Source organism: Saccharothrix deserti (genome assembly GCF_009769385.1).
GTDB lineage: Bacteria > Actinomycetota > Actinomycetes > Mycobacteriales > Pseudonocardiaceae > Actinosynnema > Actinosynnema deserti.
This window is the reverse complement of sequence record NZ_VKAB01000043.1, coordinates 48,800-64,725: the sequence shown is the minus strand read 5'-3', so window position 1 is coordinate 64,725 and position 15,926 is coordinate 48,800. Positions and strand designations below refer to the sequence as shown.

The window sequence follows — 15,926 nt, the reverse complement described above, 5'->3', positions numbered from 1 at the left end:
TACCGCGCACGATTGATCGCTCTCGGTGACCAATATCCTGGTAACTGGACTACTGGGAAATCTGCTGCTCTGGCTGGCTCCACCGCGCTTGTCGATAGTTGACGCGCAATCTGGTGCTAATCAAGGGAGCATGACGTTGTCCAATAAAGCTGAACCACGGACGGGGGAGCCGGCGGAGGTGTCGCCGCAGCGCGCGTCGGCCGAAGGTGCCTCCGGCAGCAGGCGTGGCGGGCTCGTCCTCCTGCTGCTCTGCGCCGCCCAGTTCATGATCGTCCTCGACTTCTCCATCACCAACGTCGCCCTGCCGACGATCCAGGCCGACCTCGGCTTCTCGGTCGCCGACCTCCAGTGGGTGGTCAGCGCCTACGCGCTGACCTTCGGCGGCTGCCTGCTGCTGGGCGGCCGGATCGCCGACCTCTACGGCCAGCGCAAGACGTTCATCATCGGCCTGCTGGTGTTCGGCATCGCCTCGCTGCTGGCGGGCTTCGCGCAGGACGCGATTCAGTTGGTCGTCCTGCGCGGCGCCCAGGGCCTGGCGGCCGCACTCGTCGCGCCCGCCGCCCTGGCGCTGCTGACCACCTCGTTCCCCGAGGGCCCGGAGCGCAACCGCGCGCTGGGCGTGTGGGGCGCGGTGCTCTCGATCGGCTTCGTGTGCGGCGTGATCGCCGGCGGTGTGCTGACCGACCTGCTGAACTGGCGGTGGGTCTTCTTCATCAACGTGCCCATCGGCCTGGTCACCGGCATCGCCGCGGTCGCCCTCATCGCCAAGTCGGCCACCGCCACCCAGCGCACCAAGCTGGACATGCCGGGCGCGGTCACGGTGACCATCGCGCTGATCAGCCTGGTCTACGCGCTGTCGGTGGCCAACACCGACGGCTGGCTGAGCGGCACGACGCTGGGCGCGTTCGTCCTGGCCGCCGTGCTGCTGGTGGCGTTCGTGCTGATCGAGAAGCGCGCCGCGCACCCGCTGGTGCCGCTGAGCATCTTCAAGCTGCGCGCGCTGGTGATCGCGAACGTGACCAACCTGGCGCTGATCGGCGCGTTCGTCGGCTCGACCTACGTGCTCACGCTCTACCTGCAGGTCATCGAGCAGTACACGCCGCTGCGCACGGGCCTGACCTTCTCGGTGCTGGGCCTCACGGCGATGCTGGCGGGCTTCACGGTCGGCAAGGTCGCGGGCAAGATCGGTCCGAAGGCGGCGATGGTGCTCGGCGTCGTGTGCCAGGCGGTCGGCTCGCTGGTGATGGCCACGCTGCCGTCGGGCGGGACGGGCCTGGTGGTGGTGCTGGTGAGCACCGCGCTGATCGGCTTCGGCAACATCACGGCCGTCGTCATGATCATCATCTCGGCGACCGCGGGCGTGCCCGACGACCGGCAGGGTCTGGCGGGCGGTCTGTTCAACACCTCGCAGCAGATGGGCTCGGCACTGGGTGTCGCGGTGTTCGCCGCGATCGCCGTGGCCAAGACCGCGGGCGTCCTGCCCGAGGGTGTCGCGGTCGCCAACGCGACCCCGGAGGCGCTGCTGTCGGGTTACCGGTTCTCGTTGCTGCTGTGCGGCCTGCTGGCCGTCGCGGCCGGCCTGTTCGTGATGGTGGCGAACCGGTCCAAGGCGACCGCCGAGGCCGCTCCGGCGGCCACGGCCGTCGCCGACTGACCCGCCCGACCGGGCACCCCTCGAGAAGCCGGCCCGGTGGGAATCGCCACTGGCGGTCCTCACCGGGCCGGTCCCCCCGAAACCCCGGCGCAGGCTCCGGGCACCACCGAACCAGGAAGGCACCACCATGATCGTCCAACCGCCCGTCGAGTACCCCAGCATCGGCCTGTTCTCGCTCAACGAGGGCGCCTCGGTCCCGCCCGGCCCCCTCGCCGAGGTCGCCACGCTGGCCGAAGAGCTGGGCTACGAGTCGCTGTGGATGGGCGAACACCCGTTCCTGCCCGATCCGCCCGGCCCGCACAGCCCGTTCAGCGCCCAGCTCCAGCTGGTGGACCCGGTGATCGCGCTGACCTACCTGGCCGGCATCACCAGCCGCATCCGGCTGGCCACGGGCATCCTGATCCTGCCGCTGCGCAACCCGATCGTGCTGGCCAAGGCGCTGGCCTCGCTGGATCACCTGTCCGGTGGGCGGCTCACCGTCGGCATCGGCATGGGCTACATCGAGCACCAGGCCCGCATGTTCGGCATCGACTTCGCCACGCGGGGCGCCCGCGGCCGCGAGCACCTGGCCGCCATGCGCACGCTGTGGCACGACGCCAAGCCGGAGTTCCACGGCAAGTACGTCGACTTCCACAACGTCGACGCCCACCCCCGGCCCGTGCAGCAGTCCGTCCCCGTGGTCGCCGGCGGCCACACGGTGCCCGCGCTGAAGCTGGCCGCGACCCAGTGCCAAGGCTGGTACGGGTTCGGCTGCACCCCGCAGGCCGCCGCCGAGCTGGTGCGGCAGATCGAGGAGCTGGGCGCCCGCCACGGGCGGCCGGAGCACCTCGGGCCGCTGGAGATCACCGTCACCCCGCCGCGCGGTCCGGTCAGCGACTCCGCGCTGCGCGCCTACGCCGCCGCCGGCGTGCACCGGGTGGTGACCTTCCCGCAGCTCGGGTTGGACCTCGCCGGTCTGATCGATTACGTCCGCACGCATGCGCCCGCGCGCATCCTGGCCCACTGATCGCGAGGCGGTTGGTGTGTTTTCCGCACTGTGGTGTTCCTGCTCGACGTGGCCCCCGTGGCCCGGACCGGAATCGGAGGTATTTTCGCGATGTCACTCACCGCGACACCGGCTGAGATACAACAGCCGCTTTCCCCCAGGTTGTCCAGACTCCCGTCGTTGACCGGTCTGCGATTCGTCGCGGCCGGCATGGTCTTCTTCTTCCACGCCGCCTACGAGAACCTCTTCGCCGACCCGTCGGCGCAGGGTGTCTTCATGGGCATCTTCAGCCAGGGCGGCTGGACCGGTGTCGGTTTCTTCTTCATCCTGAGCGGCTTCGTGCTCACCTGGTCGGCGAGGCCGACCGACACCACCACCCGCTTCTGGCGGCGGCGCTTCCTCAAGGTCTACCCCAACCACCTGGTGACCTACGTCATCGCGCTGGCGCTGCTGCTGGCCACCGGTGTGGCGGTGGACCTCGGCGACGCGATCCTCAACCTGTTCCTGCTGCAGTCCTGGTCGCCGTCACTGGCGACCGAGGTCAGCATCAACCCGGTCGCGTGGTCGCTGTCGGTGGAGGCGTTGTTCTACCTGTCGTTCCCGTTCTGGATCAGGCTCGTGCGCCGGATCCCGGCGAGTCGGCTGTGGGCGTTCGCCATCGGCATCATGGCGGTGGTCTGGCTCGTCCCGTTCGCGGCGCACCTGCTGCCGAGCGAGCCGAAGCCGTTCTTCGCGCCCATCTCGGAGTGGCAGTTCTGGTTCATCTACGTGCTGCCGCCCATGCGAGTCCTGGACTTCGTCCTGGGCATGCTGCTCGCGCAGATCGTGCTGAAGAAGAAGTGGATCAACCTGGGCATCCTGCCCGCGATGGGCCTGGTGGTCGTCGGCTACGTGCTCCCGCACGTGCTCCCGTGGGAGTTCCAGCTCGTCGCGACCACGGTCGTGCCGCTGGCGCTGCTGATCGCAGCGGTGGCGGCGGCCGACGTCGAAGGACGGTGGTCACCGTTCCGCAGCCGGACCATGGTCTGGCTGGGTGACATCTCCTTCGCGCTGTACCTGTGGCACCGCATCACTCTGTACTACGGCAACCAGCTCCTGGGTGGTGGCAGCTGGAGCACACCGGCCGCCATCGGTGTGCTGGCACTGCTGTTCGGTGTCACGATCCTGTTGTCCTGGCTGCTGTTCAAGTTCGTGGAGCAGCCGGTCATGAAGAACTGGGCCTCGCCGCGGCGCACGCGGGCCGAGCCCCAGGCGCAGGTGACCCCAGCGGGCACCGGCGTGTGAACCCGTGCGGTGTTCGGGCCGATTCGCACTCGGCCCGAACACCGCACGAGCCTTCCGGCGGCGTGCGAGGGCGCTCTTACCTCCGCACCCGCCACGCTTCATGCTTCCACCTTCCTCTCGGCGGCCGTCACCAACCAGTGGTGGTTATTACTAGCAGTGACGATAGTGGTACTGTCACTCCCCGCCTCGGGCCGCCCACACTCCGTATTCGCCGTTATAAGGTGGGACGTGTGGCTGAAAACGCTCACCGGCACGAGCTGGCCGAGTTCCTCCGGGCCTGCCGGTGTCGGCTGGAACCCGAGCGGGCGGGCCTGCCCGTGCACGGCCGCAGGCGCACCCCCGGCCTGCGCCGGGAGGAGGTCGCGGCCCTCGCGGGCGTGAGCTCCACCTGGTACACGCGCCTGGAGCAGGGCCGCAACGTCCAGGCGTCCCACGCGGTGCTGGAGTCGCTGGCGCGGGCCCTGCAGCTCAGCGCCGTGGAGACGGCCCACCTGCTGCTCCTGGGCGGCTTCGCCGGGACCGTCGCGGTCCCCGCGACGCCGGGCGAGCTGGACCCCGCGTTCCGGCAGCTGGTCGACGAGCTGGAGCCCTCGCCCGCGTACGTGGTCGACCGGTACTGGGACCTCCAGGCGTTCAACGCCTCCGCTGCCGACTGGTTCCCCGGGTTCCGGCAGGCGCCGGCCCGCAACCTGTTCCTGTGGGTCATGACGGCGCCCGCGGCCAAGCAGTGGCTGGTCGACTGGGCCGAGGAGGCCAGGTCGCTGCTGGGGCAGTTCCGCGCCATGGCCACGCGGCACCCCCAGGACACGCGCTACCAGGCGCTGCTGGCCGAGGCGATCGACGCCGACCCCGCGATCGGCGCGTGGTGGTCGCGGCACGAGGTGCGCGCGGAAGCGCCCTCGGAGAAGCGCGTCTTCCACCCCACCTGGGGCCTCCGGACGGTGCGGCGCCTGGCGTTGCAAGTGGTGGGGCGCGAGGACATATCCGTGGTCGTGTGCCTGCACGGCTCGTAGGAGGCGCTGCCGCCGCGGTAGACCGTCCACATGGGACTTATCCGGGCAGTACAACGCAGTGGCCGCCAAGGAGTTCCGCACCTCAGGACGACCGCCGGGCACGAACAGCGCGTCCACGTCCGTCGTAGCGGCGCTGGTCCACCACGTCGTTGAGCGTCCTGACGAGATGGACGTTCCACTCCTCGCCCCTCAGCGGCAGGCTCCCGCGCGGCGGGGTGACGGCGAGGGTCGGCTGCCTGAGGTCGCGGGCGCTCGTGCGCCTGCGCGGCCTGCCGCGTGCCCTCCTTCATCGAGTCGAGCGTCTGCGGCGGGAGTCCGAAGCCTTACCGGCCGTGCGAGTGGATCACCGCGCAGCGCGGCGGGCGCGTGGCGCCGGCGAGGCCGGCTGCTTGGCCGGCACGACGGGATTCCGCAGCGGCAGGACAGGTGGACGATCGGGTCGACCAGCTCCGGCGTCGCCTCGAACGGGCTGGACAGGCCGGGCGGGTCCGGCAGGACGGGTGCGGAACAAGATCACGACCTGCTCCTGGTGTGAGAGGGTTGCCCCGGACCGCGACGGGCGAGGCCAGGTCACCGCCGGCGGCCACGAGCCCGGACGGCCCGCTTGCCCCGGTGGTGCTTCCCCACACCCCGCCGCCGCTCCTCGTCGCAGGTCATCCCCGCGCGAGACCCGAATACGATGACGCGGTTGCGCAACGCTCGGCCAGACCTGCGGAGAAACCCGGATGACAGATCACCGCAAACGAGAACTCGGCGCGTTCCTGCGTGCCCGGCGGGAACGGCTCAAGCCACAGGACGTCGGCCTGGCCGCGGGCGGCGGACGGCGCCGGACCCCGGGGCTGCGGCGCGAGGAGGTCGCGCAGCTGTCCGGCGTGGGCCTGACCTGGTACACGTGGCTGGAGCAGGGCCGCGACATCCCGTCGTCCCGGCAGGTCATCGAGGCGCTGGCCACGGCACTGCGGCTGGAGGACGACGACCGCAGCCACATCTTCGAGCTGGCCGGCCTGCGCCCGGCCGCGCAGCGCTCGCCCGGCGACAAGCTGCCCCCGCTGGTGCAGCGGGTGCTGGACAACCTGATGCCCAACCCCGCGTACGTGTTCGACCAGCGGCTGGACATCCTGGCGTGGAACGCGGCGCAGGCGACGCTGTGGCTGGACCCGGCGAAGGTCGAGCCCGCCGAGCGCAACCTGCTGTGGCTGATCTTCACCGACACCGCGGTGCGCGAGCTGCTGGTGGACTGGGAGTCCGCGGCGCGCAGCGTGCTCGGCCAGTTCCGGGCAGCCGCCGGCCGCGACGGCAACGACCGCCGGTACGCCGAGATCGCCGACCGGCTGCGGGCGGTGAGCCCGGACTTCGGCTCGCGCTGGGACTCCTACCCGGTCGCGGAGTTCAACGTCGAGGTCAACAAGCTCGACCACCCGCTGGTGGGCCGCATCGACCTGGACCTGCTGCACCTGCGGCTGGTCGAGCACCCGACGTTGACCGTGGTGCTCCAGACGCCGGTGACGTCCATCGACTCGGCGCGCCTGGCGAACCTGCTCGACCGCCTGGACCGGTGAAGCCCGCTCGGTGAACACGGTGGTGGGCGCCCCTCGGGGGTCGAGGCGCCCACCACCCGGCACCCGGGCCGACCAGGGGGACGAAGCGAGCCCGGGTCGGCGTCCTCCAGCGCCACGACCGCGAAGGCGGCCAGGCCGGTGATGAACCGCCGGCGCCGCCCGTACAGGTCCGACACCCGGTACAGGTCCGACACCCGGCCGCCGAACATCAGGAAACCGCCGAAGGCGATCGCGTACGCGCCGATAATCCGCTGCAGGCCGGTCGCCGTGAATTCCAACTCGGCCTGAATCACCGGCAGCGCCACGTCGGTGATGGAAAAGCCCAGGGCGATCACGAACTCGGCCGGGCACAACAGCGCCGGCACGAGCGCCGGATTGGGGCGCGCGCGGTTCGGTGCGGACTCGCCGGGCGTTGCGACGGTCGTCTCGACGCCCTCGCCACCGAGGCCCGCGGGTGTGGGCTCGGTGGCCGCCGGGTCGGCTGTGTGGGACCAGGACGGCTCCTCGGAGCTGTGGGGTGCTGTGCCGATCCACCCACTGTCGCGGCCCGCCACCCAGGTAGCCAGAGCAGAGTCGTTACTAGTAGCTGCACTACCAGGAATTCGGTGCCCGCCGCCGGCCCGCCGGCCACGTGCCCCTTCACCAGCGTCTTACCCCTGTATGAAACATGCCGGTTAACCGGCACGCCTTCGGAGCGTTTCCCGCAATTTCGTCAAGTCGACCCAGTTGCACCGGCTGCCTTGCCTGGACCCACTGACACGGATTGACTCATGTCGTCAATAACGAAACCAAAGATGTCACAGCGGGTGACGGCCATCACGGACTGCTCACAACCGCGGCGACACAGGGGAGAAACAGTGGCAGGCACCCTCGACAATGATCTGATCAGCCAATTCGTCGGCGATTGGTACCGCGCACTGGACGAGCACGCCACCGAGGAAGAGGTTCTCGGATATCTCGTCGACACCAATCCCGAGATGACCTTCCCGGAAGGCAAGCTCACTTCCGTCGAAGAATTCCTGGGGTGGTACCGGACGGTCGTCAACCGCTTTTTCGACGAGGTGCACGAAGTCACCGAGGTGAAGTCGTCCATTCGCGGCGACGTGGCCGACGTGAAGGTGCGCGTGAATTGGCAGGCACGCATCTGGAACCCGCCGGCGCCGACCAGCCAGTGGCTGGGCTTCGACGCCGACCAGACGTGGCAGGTCGTGCGGGACGACGCGGGGCGCCTGCGCATCCGCTCCTACGTCGTCGACGCCCTGCACCCGATGCCCGGCTCCGCCGAGCTCTGAAAACCCTCACAACCAGGGAGTAGAGAAGTGACCCGACGAGTTCTCGTGGTGCTGTCCGAGTACGGCTACTGGGGGGAGGAGCTGGTCGGTCCGCTGGAGGCGTTCGACGCCCGCGGCTACCAGGTCACCTTCGTCACCCCCACCGGCAAGCGCGCCCACGCGCTGCCGCCGAGCATGGACGCCGACTACATCGACCCGCCGCTGGGCCGCGCGGTGACCACGCCGGAGATGGCCCGCGCCGTCCGCGCCCTCGACGAGTCCGACCGGCTGGACAACCCGCTCAGCCTGGCCGACCTCATCCCCGAGCGGCCGTACTACAGCTCGATCAACTTCCTGCGCGAGCTGGAGGCCTACCACCGCAACCTGCAGCCCGCGGTGGACGACCTCGTCGCGGCCTACGACGCGCTCGTGCTCGTCGGCGGCTCCGGCCCGCTGGTCGACATGGCCAACAACGAACGCCTGCACGAGGTCACCCTCGGCTTCCACGCCGCGGACAAGCCGATCCTCGCGGAGTGCTACGGCGTCACGGTGCTGGCCTTCGCCCGCGACTGGGAGTCCCGCCAGAGCATCATCTACGGCAAGCACGTCACGGGTCACCCGAAGGAGTACGACTACAAGGACGGCACCGGCTTCCTCGGCGTCGACTTCAACATGGGCCCGCCCCCGTTCCCGCTGGAGTACATCCTCCGCGACGCGACCGGCGCCTTCGGCGGCTTCCACGGCAACGTCGGCAAGGAGCTGTCGGTGATCGTGGACTACCCGTTCGTCACCGCGCGGTCCACTCCGGACTCCGCGCTGTCCGGCGAGCTGCTGGTGCAGACGCTGGAGAACGGCCTGCGCCGCTACGGCTGGTAGGGCAGGCACCACGGGCGGACGCGGCGCCGGTCCGCGCCGCGTCCGCCACCACACTGGGGAAGGTGGAACGAAGCAGATGAGCAAACGACCGGGACGGGTCGCGATCTTCGAGCAGTTCGCGGCCGACGGTATCAAGTACATGTTCGGCAACCCGGGCACCGTCGAGCAGGGCTTGCTCGACGCGATGGGGCAGACCGAAATGGCCTACGTGCTGGCACTGCACGAGAGCGTGGCCGTGGCGATGGCCGACGGGTACGCCCGCGCCTCGCAGCAGCCGGGCCTGGTGCAGCTGCACACGGGTGTGGGCCTCGGCAACGCCGTCGGCATGCTGTACCAGGCGAAGCGGGGCGGTTCGCCGCTGGTCGTGATCGCCGGCGACGCCGGTGTGCGCTACGACGCGATGGACGCGCAGATGGCCGTGGACCTGGTGGCCATGGCCGAACCGGTGACGAAGTACGCCACGCGGGTCACCGACCCGGACTCGGTGCTGCGGGTGCTGCGCCGGGCGGTGAAGATCGCCATGACGGCGCCGCGAGGGCCGGTGTTCGTGGCGCTGCCCGCCGACGTGCTCGACGCGGTCACCGAGGAGCCGGCGCTGCCGACCGTGGTGCCGTCCACGCGGGTGCTGCCGGAGCCCGCCCTGGTGGCGCAGATGGCGTCGGTGCTGTCCGGCGGCCGGCGCCCGCTGGTGCTGATGGGTGACGGCGTCGCGATCAGCGGAGCCCAGCGCGAGCTGGCCACCGTGGCGCAGCTGCTGGGCGCGCGGGTGTACGGGGTGAACTCCTCGGAGGTCAACCTCGACGCGGCCGACCCGTCGTACGCGGGGAACCTGGGCCACATGTTCGGCACGGACAGCGCCCGCATCGTCGGGGACGCGGACCGCGTGCTGATCGTGGGCACGTACGTGTTCCCCGAGGTGTTCCCGGCGTTGAACAACCCGTTCTCCGAGGACGCCAAGATCGTCCACATCGACCTCGACAGCTACGAGATCGCCAAGAACCACCCCGTGGACATCGGTGTCGTCGCCGACCCGAAGCTCACCCTCGCGGCCCTGGCCGTGGAGCTGGGCCACCAGGGCGGTGCGGTCGCCGAGCCCGCGCGCCCGGCCGCGCGGACGAGCCGCGTCGCCCCCTCGGGTCCGCCGAGCGTGCTGGAGCTGTTCACCGAACGGCTCGCGCAGCACGTGCCCAACGACCTCATCCTGTTCGACGAGGCGCTCACCGCGGGTGAGCCCCTGGGCCGGCACCTGCCGGCGCGGGAGCCGGGCCGGTTCTTCCAGACCCGCGGCGGGTCGCTGGGCATCGGCATCCCCGGCGCGCTCGGCGCGAAGCTGGCGCGGCCGGACCAGCCGGTCGTCGCGTTCACCGGCGACGGCGGCAGCATGTACACCATCCAGGCGCTGTGGACCGCCGCGCGGTACGGCATCGACGCCAAGTTCGTCATCTGCAACAACGGCCGCTACCGGTTGCTGGACAACAACATCGACCAGTACTGGCGGGAGCAGGGCATCGAGCCGCACGAGCGGCCCGACGCGTTCGACCTGACCAACCCCGCCATCGGCTTCACCCAGCTCGCCGCGTCGCTGGGCGTGCCCGGCCGCCGGGTGAGCCGGCTGCGCGAGGTGGACGGCGCGGTGGCCGAGATGCTCAGCCACAACGGGCCGTTCCTGATCGACCTGGTGATCGAGTGAGCGGGCGCGGGACCGAAGGGGGAAGGTCATGACATCCACGCAGGCGCCGACCGACCTCACCGGTCGCGGCCGGCTGGACCGGGCCGAGGTCGTGGCGCTGGTGCGGGACTGGCACGGTGCGCTGGAACGGCACGCCGACGTGGCGCACCTGCGCACGAAACTGGTGCGCTCGGGCCTGCTGCTCCGGCTGCCCGGCGCGACGGTGCGCGACGCCGAGCAGTTCGCCCGGTGGTACCGGGAGCTGAACGACTCGCGCTTCGACCAGCGGCGGGACCTGATCTCGGTGGACGTGGACCTGGTGTCCCCGTTGCACGCCGAGGTGACCGTGACGCTGATGTGGGAGTCCCGGCGCTGGCAGCGGCCGGCCCCGCGCAGCCGCTGGACCGGCTGCCTGCTCACCGAGCAGTGGCTGGTCGTGCGCCAGGACGGCGCCCCGCGCATCCGCACGCTCGTGACGCGGACCGCGCAGCCACTCCCGGGCTCGGACCCGGTCGCCGACGCGGACGTCGCGGAGCGCGTCCGCGCCGAGCTCGTCGCGAGCTGATCGCGAACTGATCCACCTCCCCACCACCGGCGGCGCCGCGGCACTTCCGCGTTGCGCCCGGTGGGCCACGCGGTGGCGGGCGGGCCCCCCCCCCCCCCCCCCCCCCCCCCCCGCCGGCCGGGCCCCCCCCCCCCCCCCCACCCCCGTGCCGCGACGAGGCGGCAGTCCACTTCGGACCACCCAGATGGAGACGACAATGGACATGAACTCTCCCGTCCTTCCCGGGCCGCTCGCCGGGCTGCGCATCGGCATCCTCATGGAGAGCGACTTCGTGGAGGCGGAGATCGCCTACTACCGCCTGCGGTTCGCCGAGGCGGGCGCCGAGGTGAAGCTCTACACGCGGCTGTGGGGCAACGAGTCGCTGACGTTCACCGGCCGCGAGCTCGGCGGCGAGATCAAGGTGGACGGCGACCTGGAGGCGTTGGACTACCACGAGCTGAACAGCCTGCACGCGCTGATCGTGCCGTCGGGCATGGTGTCCGACCGGCTGCGCTACAGCGAACGGCCCGGCGGCGTGGCGCCCGCGGTGCAGGTGATGCGCCGGGCGTTCCGCATCCCCCGGCTGCTGAAGGCGTTCTCCTGCCACGGCCTGTGGCTGATGTCGGCCGCGCCGGAGGTCATGGCCGGGCGCACCGTCACCTGCCACAACAACCTGGTCAGCGACGTGCGCAACATGGGCGCGGTGTACTCCGACACCGACGTGGCGGTGGACCGCGACCTGATCAGCACGCGCACGGTGGAGCACTGCCACCTGCTGGCCCGGACCGTCATCGAGCAGTTGTCCGCCAGGCTGGTGGCGGCGTGACGACGGCACCCGAACGCACCTACTCCGACCTGTACGGCGGGTACGTCGTCGAGTCCTCGGGCGACCGGTTGGTGCTGGCCACGTTCGGCGGCGACCGCGAGGTCGTGCACCGGACGTCGGAGACCTCGGCCCAGCTGGTGCGCAACCTCGGCGAGCCCTACCAGGACGTCAACGGCAGGCTGGACGAGCTGCTGACGCCGGGCGCGATGGTGTTCAGCTTCGGCCCGGTGTACCCCGGCCCGCGCCGCCAGCAGGCGGAACGGATGTGGCTGGTCGCCGACGGCGCGGGCGGCCCGGTGTTCGACCGCCCCGACTGGTGGGTCGACCAGATCCGGTCGCTGGCGAAGTTCTACCGCCGGGCGCAGTTCGGCTCGGGCCCGGTGGACTTCGCCGACTACCGCACGGTGCTGCGGCTGGGCGGCGACAAGACCGACTCGCACGTGCAGGAGACCGACACGATCTCCCGCCTGGTCTACGGCATGGCGACCTCGTACATGCTGACCGGCGACGAGGCGCACCTGGAGGTCGCCGAGCGCGGCTCGGAGTACCTGCGGGACAACCTGCGCTTCGTCGACGAGACCGATGTCGGCCGGATCGTGTACTGGTACCACGGCCTGGAGGTCGACGGCGGGCGGCTGCGCAAGCTGTTCGCCTCGGAGTTCAGCGACGACGAGCTGACCATCCCGGCCTACGAGCAGATCTACGCGCTCAGCGGCCTGGTGCAGACCTACCGGCTCACCGGCACGCCGTGGCTGCGCGACGACATCGAGGCGACGATCCGGCTGTTCGAGCGGCACTACGCCGACCCGCGCACCGGCGGCTACTTCTCGCACGTGGACCCGCTGACGCTGAGCCCGCACGCGGAGTCGTTGGGGCGCAACAGGTCCCGGAAGAACTGGAACTCCGTCGGCGACCACGCCCCGGCGTACCTGTTCAACCTGTACCTGGCCACCGGCGAGCAGCGCTACCTGCGGATGCTGGAGCACACGTTCGACATGATCGTGACCCACTTCCCCGACCGGGGGCCGGACGCGAGCCCGTTCGTGCGCGAGCGGTTCCACGCGGACTGGACGCCGGACAAGACGTGGGGCTGGCAGCAGGACCGCGCGGTGGTGGGGCACAACCTGAAGATCGCGTGGAACCTCACGCGGATGAACGCGTTGCGCCCCAAGAACGAGTACACGCGCACGGCCGCGCGGCTGGCCGCCACCATGCCCGGTGTGGGTCGCGACCCGCGCCGCGGCGGCTGGTACGACGTGCTGGAGCGGCAGGCCCGCGACGGGCGGCACGCGTTCGTGTGGCACGACCGCAAGGCGTGGTGGCAGCAGGAGCAGGCGATCCTGGCGTACCTGGTCCTGGCCGGCTCCACCGGCGACGCGGAGTACCTCAAGCACGCGGCCGAGGCGGAGGCGTTCTACAACGCGTTCTTCCTCGACCACGACGACGGCGGGGTGTACTTCTCCGTGCAGGCCGCCGGTGCGCCGTACCTGGCGGGTCTGGAACGCCTCAAGGGCAACCACTCGATGAGCATGTACCACTCCGCGGAGCTGTGCTACCTCGCGACCGTCTACAACAGACTGCTGTGGCACGGCGAACCACTGGACCTGTGGTTCTCGCCGGACCCGGACGCGGCGTTCCCCGGTGGTCTGCTGCGGGTGGCGCCGGACGCGCTGCCGCGCGGGCGCGTGGTCCTGGACCAGGTGCTCGTGGACGGCAGCCCGTACCGGGACTTCGACGCGGAGAAGATGACCGTGAAGCTGCCCGAGGGCACGACGCGGCGGACCGTCCAAGTGCGCCTGCGGCCGGTCGCGGAGGACGAACGGTGACCGTGACGACGAGCGCGGCGACGGGCCGCCTGGGCGGGCTCCGGCTCGACCCCGGCAGCCCCACCCCGTTCGGGGCGACCCCGACGCGGGACGGCGTGAACTTCGCGGTCGCCGCGGCGCGGGCGGACCGCATGTGGCTGGTGCTGATGGACCGCGGGGACGGCGCCGTCCTCACGGAGCTGGAGTTCCCGTCGGAGTACCGGGTCGGCGAGGTGTTCGCGGTGCACGTCACCGGCTTGGACGCGGCCGACGCGGACTACGGGTTCCGGGTCGAGCGCGACGGGGAACGCGGGCCCGTCCTGCTCGACCCGGACGCCCGGCTGCTGGCCGGCGCGGGCGAGTGGGGGCAGCGGCCGTCCTACCGGTCGCGGATCGCCACCCCGGGCTTCGACTGGGGCGACGACCGACCGCCGCGGCTGGCCGCGGAAGACCTGGTGGTGTACGAGCTGCACGTGCGGGGTTTCACTCGGTCGGACACGTCCGGGGTGGTCTCACCCGGGACGTTCGCGGGGTTGGCCGAGAAGATCCCGTACCTGCGGTGGCTCGGCGTGAACTGCGTGGAGCTGATGCCGGTCTTCGAGTTCGACGAGACCGACAACGTGCACGTGCACCCGGAGACGGGGGTGCCGCTGCTCAACACGTGGGGGTACAGCCCGGTCGGCGTGTTCGCGCCCAAGGCGGGCTACGCGCACGGCGACCGACCCGACCTGGAGCTGAAGGAGCTGGTCAAGCAGCTGCACGCGGCGGGCATCGAGGTGATCCTGGACGTGGTGTTCAACCACACGTCCGAAGGGGACCACCGCGGACCGACGCTGTCGCTGCGGGGCCTGGACGAGTCGTCCTATTACCTCCTCGACGAGTCCGGGCGCCACCGGAATTTCAGCGGCGCCGGCAACACCCTCAACGCCAACCACCCGCTCGTGCGGGACTGGGTCGTGCGGAGCCTGCGGCACTGGGTGCACGAGTACCACGTGGACGGATTCCGCTTCGACCTCGCCTCGGTGCTCACCCGCGGGCGGGACGGTGCGCCCCTGGCGGACCCGCCGCTCGTGGCGGCGCTGGCCGCGGACCCCGTGCTGGCGGGGACCAGGCTGATCGCCGAGGCGTGGGACGCGGGTGGCCTTTACCAGGTGGGAGCGTTCCCGCACTACGGCCGGTGGATGGAGTGGAACGGGCGCTACCGCGACGCGCTGCGGGCGTTCCTCGTGGGTCGGGAGAGCACCACCGGTGACGTGGCCACCCGGCTCGTCGGATCGCCCGACCTCTACAGCGGGCGCGGCGCCACGGCGTCGGTCAACTTCGTGACCTGCCACGACGGGTTCACGCTCGCCGACTGGGCGTCCTACGACCACAAGCACAACCACCTCAACGGCGAGGACGGCCGCGACGGCGAGAACCACAACACCAGCTGGAACGGCGGCGCCGAGGGGCCGACCGACGACCCGGACGTGCTGGCGGTGCGGGCCCGCCAGGTGCGCAACGCGCTGTTGCTGCTGCTCACCAGCCGGGGCGTGCCGATGCTGCTGGCCGGTGACGAGTTCGGACGGTCGCAGGACGGCAACAACAACGCCTACCCGCACGACGGCCCGATGACCTGGTTGGACTGGTCGCTCGTGGACCGCAACCGGGACCTGGTCGAGTTCACCCGGGCCTGCATCCGGTTCCGGCGGGAGCACCCGGTGCTGCGGCGTGCCGACCACCCGCACGGCGAATCCACAGGGGACGGAGGTTACCCGCCGGTCAGTTGGCATGGTGAGCGTCCTTGGCAACCCGACTGGTCGGTGGATTCGCACCTGGTGATCGCCATGATGCACGATCCGAATCCGAAGGGGGATCGATTGTCGGATCGTTTGGATACTGTGGTCGTGGCCGCGAACACCGGTGCCGAGGACACAGAAGTGGCGCTCCCCCAGCCGCCCGCCGACAGCACGTGGCGTGTCTTCGCCAACACCGGATCCGCCCAGCCGCTCGACGCCGCAACGACGCTGCGCGACGGCCACGTCCTGCGCCTACCCGCGCGGTCCGTGGCCGTGCTCTGGGCGCACACACCGTTCCATGAGGAGGGGTCGAGATGAGCACGTCGGTCTACTCGGGGTCCAACGGACGATCCACCACCATCCACCTGGCAGGCGAAGTGGACGACGCGGCGCTGCCCCGTCTGCGGGACCTGCTCGACGAACTCGGCGGCCGGCAGGTGCGCCGCCTGGTGATCGAGATGCGCGAGGTCACCGACATGACGCCGGGCGCCGTCCGCGCCCTTGTCTACGCCCAGCAGCGGCTGCCGGCGGGCGCCGAGGTCGTCGTCGTCGGCGCCCGGCCGTCGGTGATGGCGGCGCTGACCCTGGGCGGGTTGGGCGGTACCGCGACGCTGGCTGGTTAGGCAACGCCCGAGCGCTATTGCGCACGGGGCCAAGACACG

Annotated in this window: 13 protein-coding genes; all 13 read left to right on the top strand. The window is 70.8% G+C overall.

Annotation, left to right across the window (positions count from 1 at the left end):
* The first annotated feature begins 178 nt into the window (after positions 1-178).
* The 13 genes from FM051_RS41735 to FM051_RS41675 all read left to right on the top strand — a co-directional run bounded on the left by FM051_RS41735 (position 179) and on the right by FM051_RS41675 (position 15,887).
* Complete coding sequence (locus FM051_RS41735) at positions 179-1,654, top strand: MFS transporter (RefSeq protein WP_158852633.1); 1,476 nt, start codon at positions 179-181, stop codon at positions 1,652-1,654.
* Positions 1,655-1,781: 127 nt separating this feature from the next.
* Positions 1,782-2,660 (top strand): TIGR03619 family F420-dependent LLM class oxidoreductase, encoded by an 879-nt coding sequence (locus tag FM051_RS41730; RefSeq protein WP_158852632.1) that lies wholly within the window; start codon positions 1,782-1,784, stop codon positions 2,658-2,660.
* Positions 2,661-2,819: 159 nt separating this feature from the next.
* Positions 2,820-3,923 carry an acyltransferase family protein gene (locus tag FM051_RS41725; protein ID WP_202919304.1) on the top strand — a complete coding sequence of 368 codons (1,104 nt, stop codon included), beginning with the start codon at positions 2,820-2,822 and terminating at the stop codon, positions 3,921-3,923.
* A gap of 230 nt (positions 3,924-4,153) precedes the next feature.
* Complete coding sequence (locus tag FM051_RS41720) at positions 4,154-4,936, top strand: helix-turn-helix transcriptional regulator (RefSeq protein WP_158852630.1); 783 nt, start codon at positions 4,154-4,156, stop codon at positions 4,934-4,936.
* Between the two features lie 725 nt (positions 4,937-5,661).
* Positions 5,662-6,495 carry a helix-turn-helix transcriptional regulator gene (locus FM051_RS41715; RefSeq protein WP_158852629.1) on the top strand — a complete coding sequence of 278 codons (834 nt, stop codon included), beginning with the start codon at positions 5,662-5,664 and terminating at the stop codon, positions 6,493-6,495.
* An 857-nt stretch (positions 6,496-7,352) separates the two neighbouring features.
* On the top strand, positions 7,353-7,787 hold the full coding sequence (locus FM051_RS41710) for a nuclear transport factor 2 family protein (protein WP_202919303.1): 435 nt from the start codon (positions 7,353-7,355) through the stop codon (positions 7,785-7,787).
* Between the two features lie 27 nt (positions 7,788-7,814).
* Positions 7,815-8,642: a type 1 glutamine amidotransferase domain-containing protein gene (locus tag FM051_RS41705; protein ID WP_158852627.1), complete on the top strand. Its 828-nt coding sequence runs from the start codon at positions 7,815-7,817 to the stop codon at positions 8,640-8,642.
* A 76-nt stretch (positions 8,643-8,718) separates the two neighbouring features.
* Entirely contained in the window at positions 8,719-10,332 is a 1,614-nt protein-coding gene (locus FM051_RS41700) for a thiamine pyrophosphate-binding protein (RefSeq protein WP_158852626.1), read from the top strand.
* A gap of 28 nt (positions 10,333-10,360) precedes the next feature.
* Complete coding sequence (locus tag FM051_RS41695) at positions 10,361-10,876, top strand: hypothetical protein (protein ID WP_158852625.1); 516 nt, start codon at positions 10,361-10,363, stop codon at positions 10,874-10,876.
* A gap of 202 nt (positions 10,877-11,078) precedes the next feature.
* Positions 11,079-11,681: a DJ-1/PfpI family protein gene (locus tag FM051_RS41690; protein ID WP_238413025.1), complete on the top strand. Its 603-nt coding sequence runs from the start codon at positions 11,079-11,081 to the stop codon at positions 11,679-11,681.
* On the top strand, positions 11,678-13,507 hold the full coding sequence (locus FM051_RS41685) for an AGE family epimerase/isomerase (protein WP_158852623.1): 1,830 nt from the start codon (positions 11,678-11,680) through the stop codon (positions 13,505-13,507). Before FM051_RS41690 ends, FM051_RS41685 begins: the two co-directional genes overlap by 4 nt.
* Positions 13,504-15,582: a glycogen debranching protein gene (locus FM051_RS41680; RefSeq protein WP_158852622.1), complete on the top strand. Its 2,079-nt coding sequence runs from the start codon at positions 13,504-13,506 to the stop codon at positions 15,580-15,582. The genes FM051_RS41685 and FM051_RS41680 overlap by 4 nt, the downstream gene beginning before the upstream one ends.
* Positions 15,579-15,887, top strand: a complete 309-nt coding sequence (locus tag FM051_RS41675) for an STAS domain-containing protein (RefSeq protein WP_158852621.1) — start codon at positions 15,579-15,581, stop codon at positions 15,885-15,887. The genes FM051_RS41680 and FM051_RS41675 overlap by 4 nt, the downstream gene beginning before the upstream one ends.
* Positions 15,888-15,926: the final 39 nt, after the last annotated feature.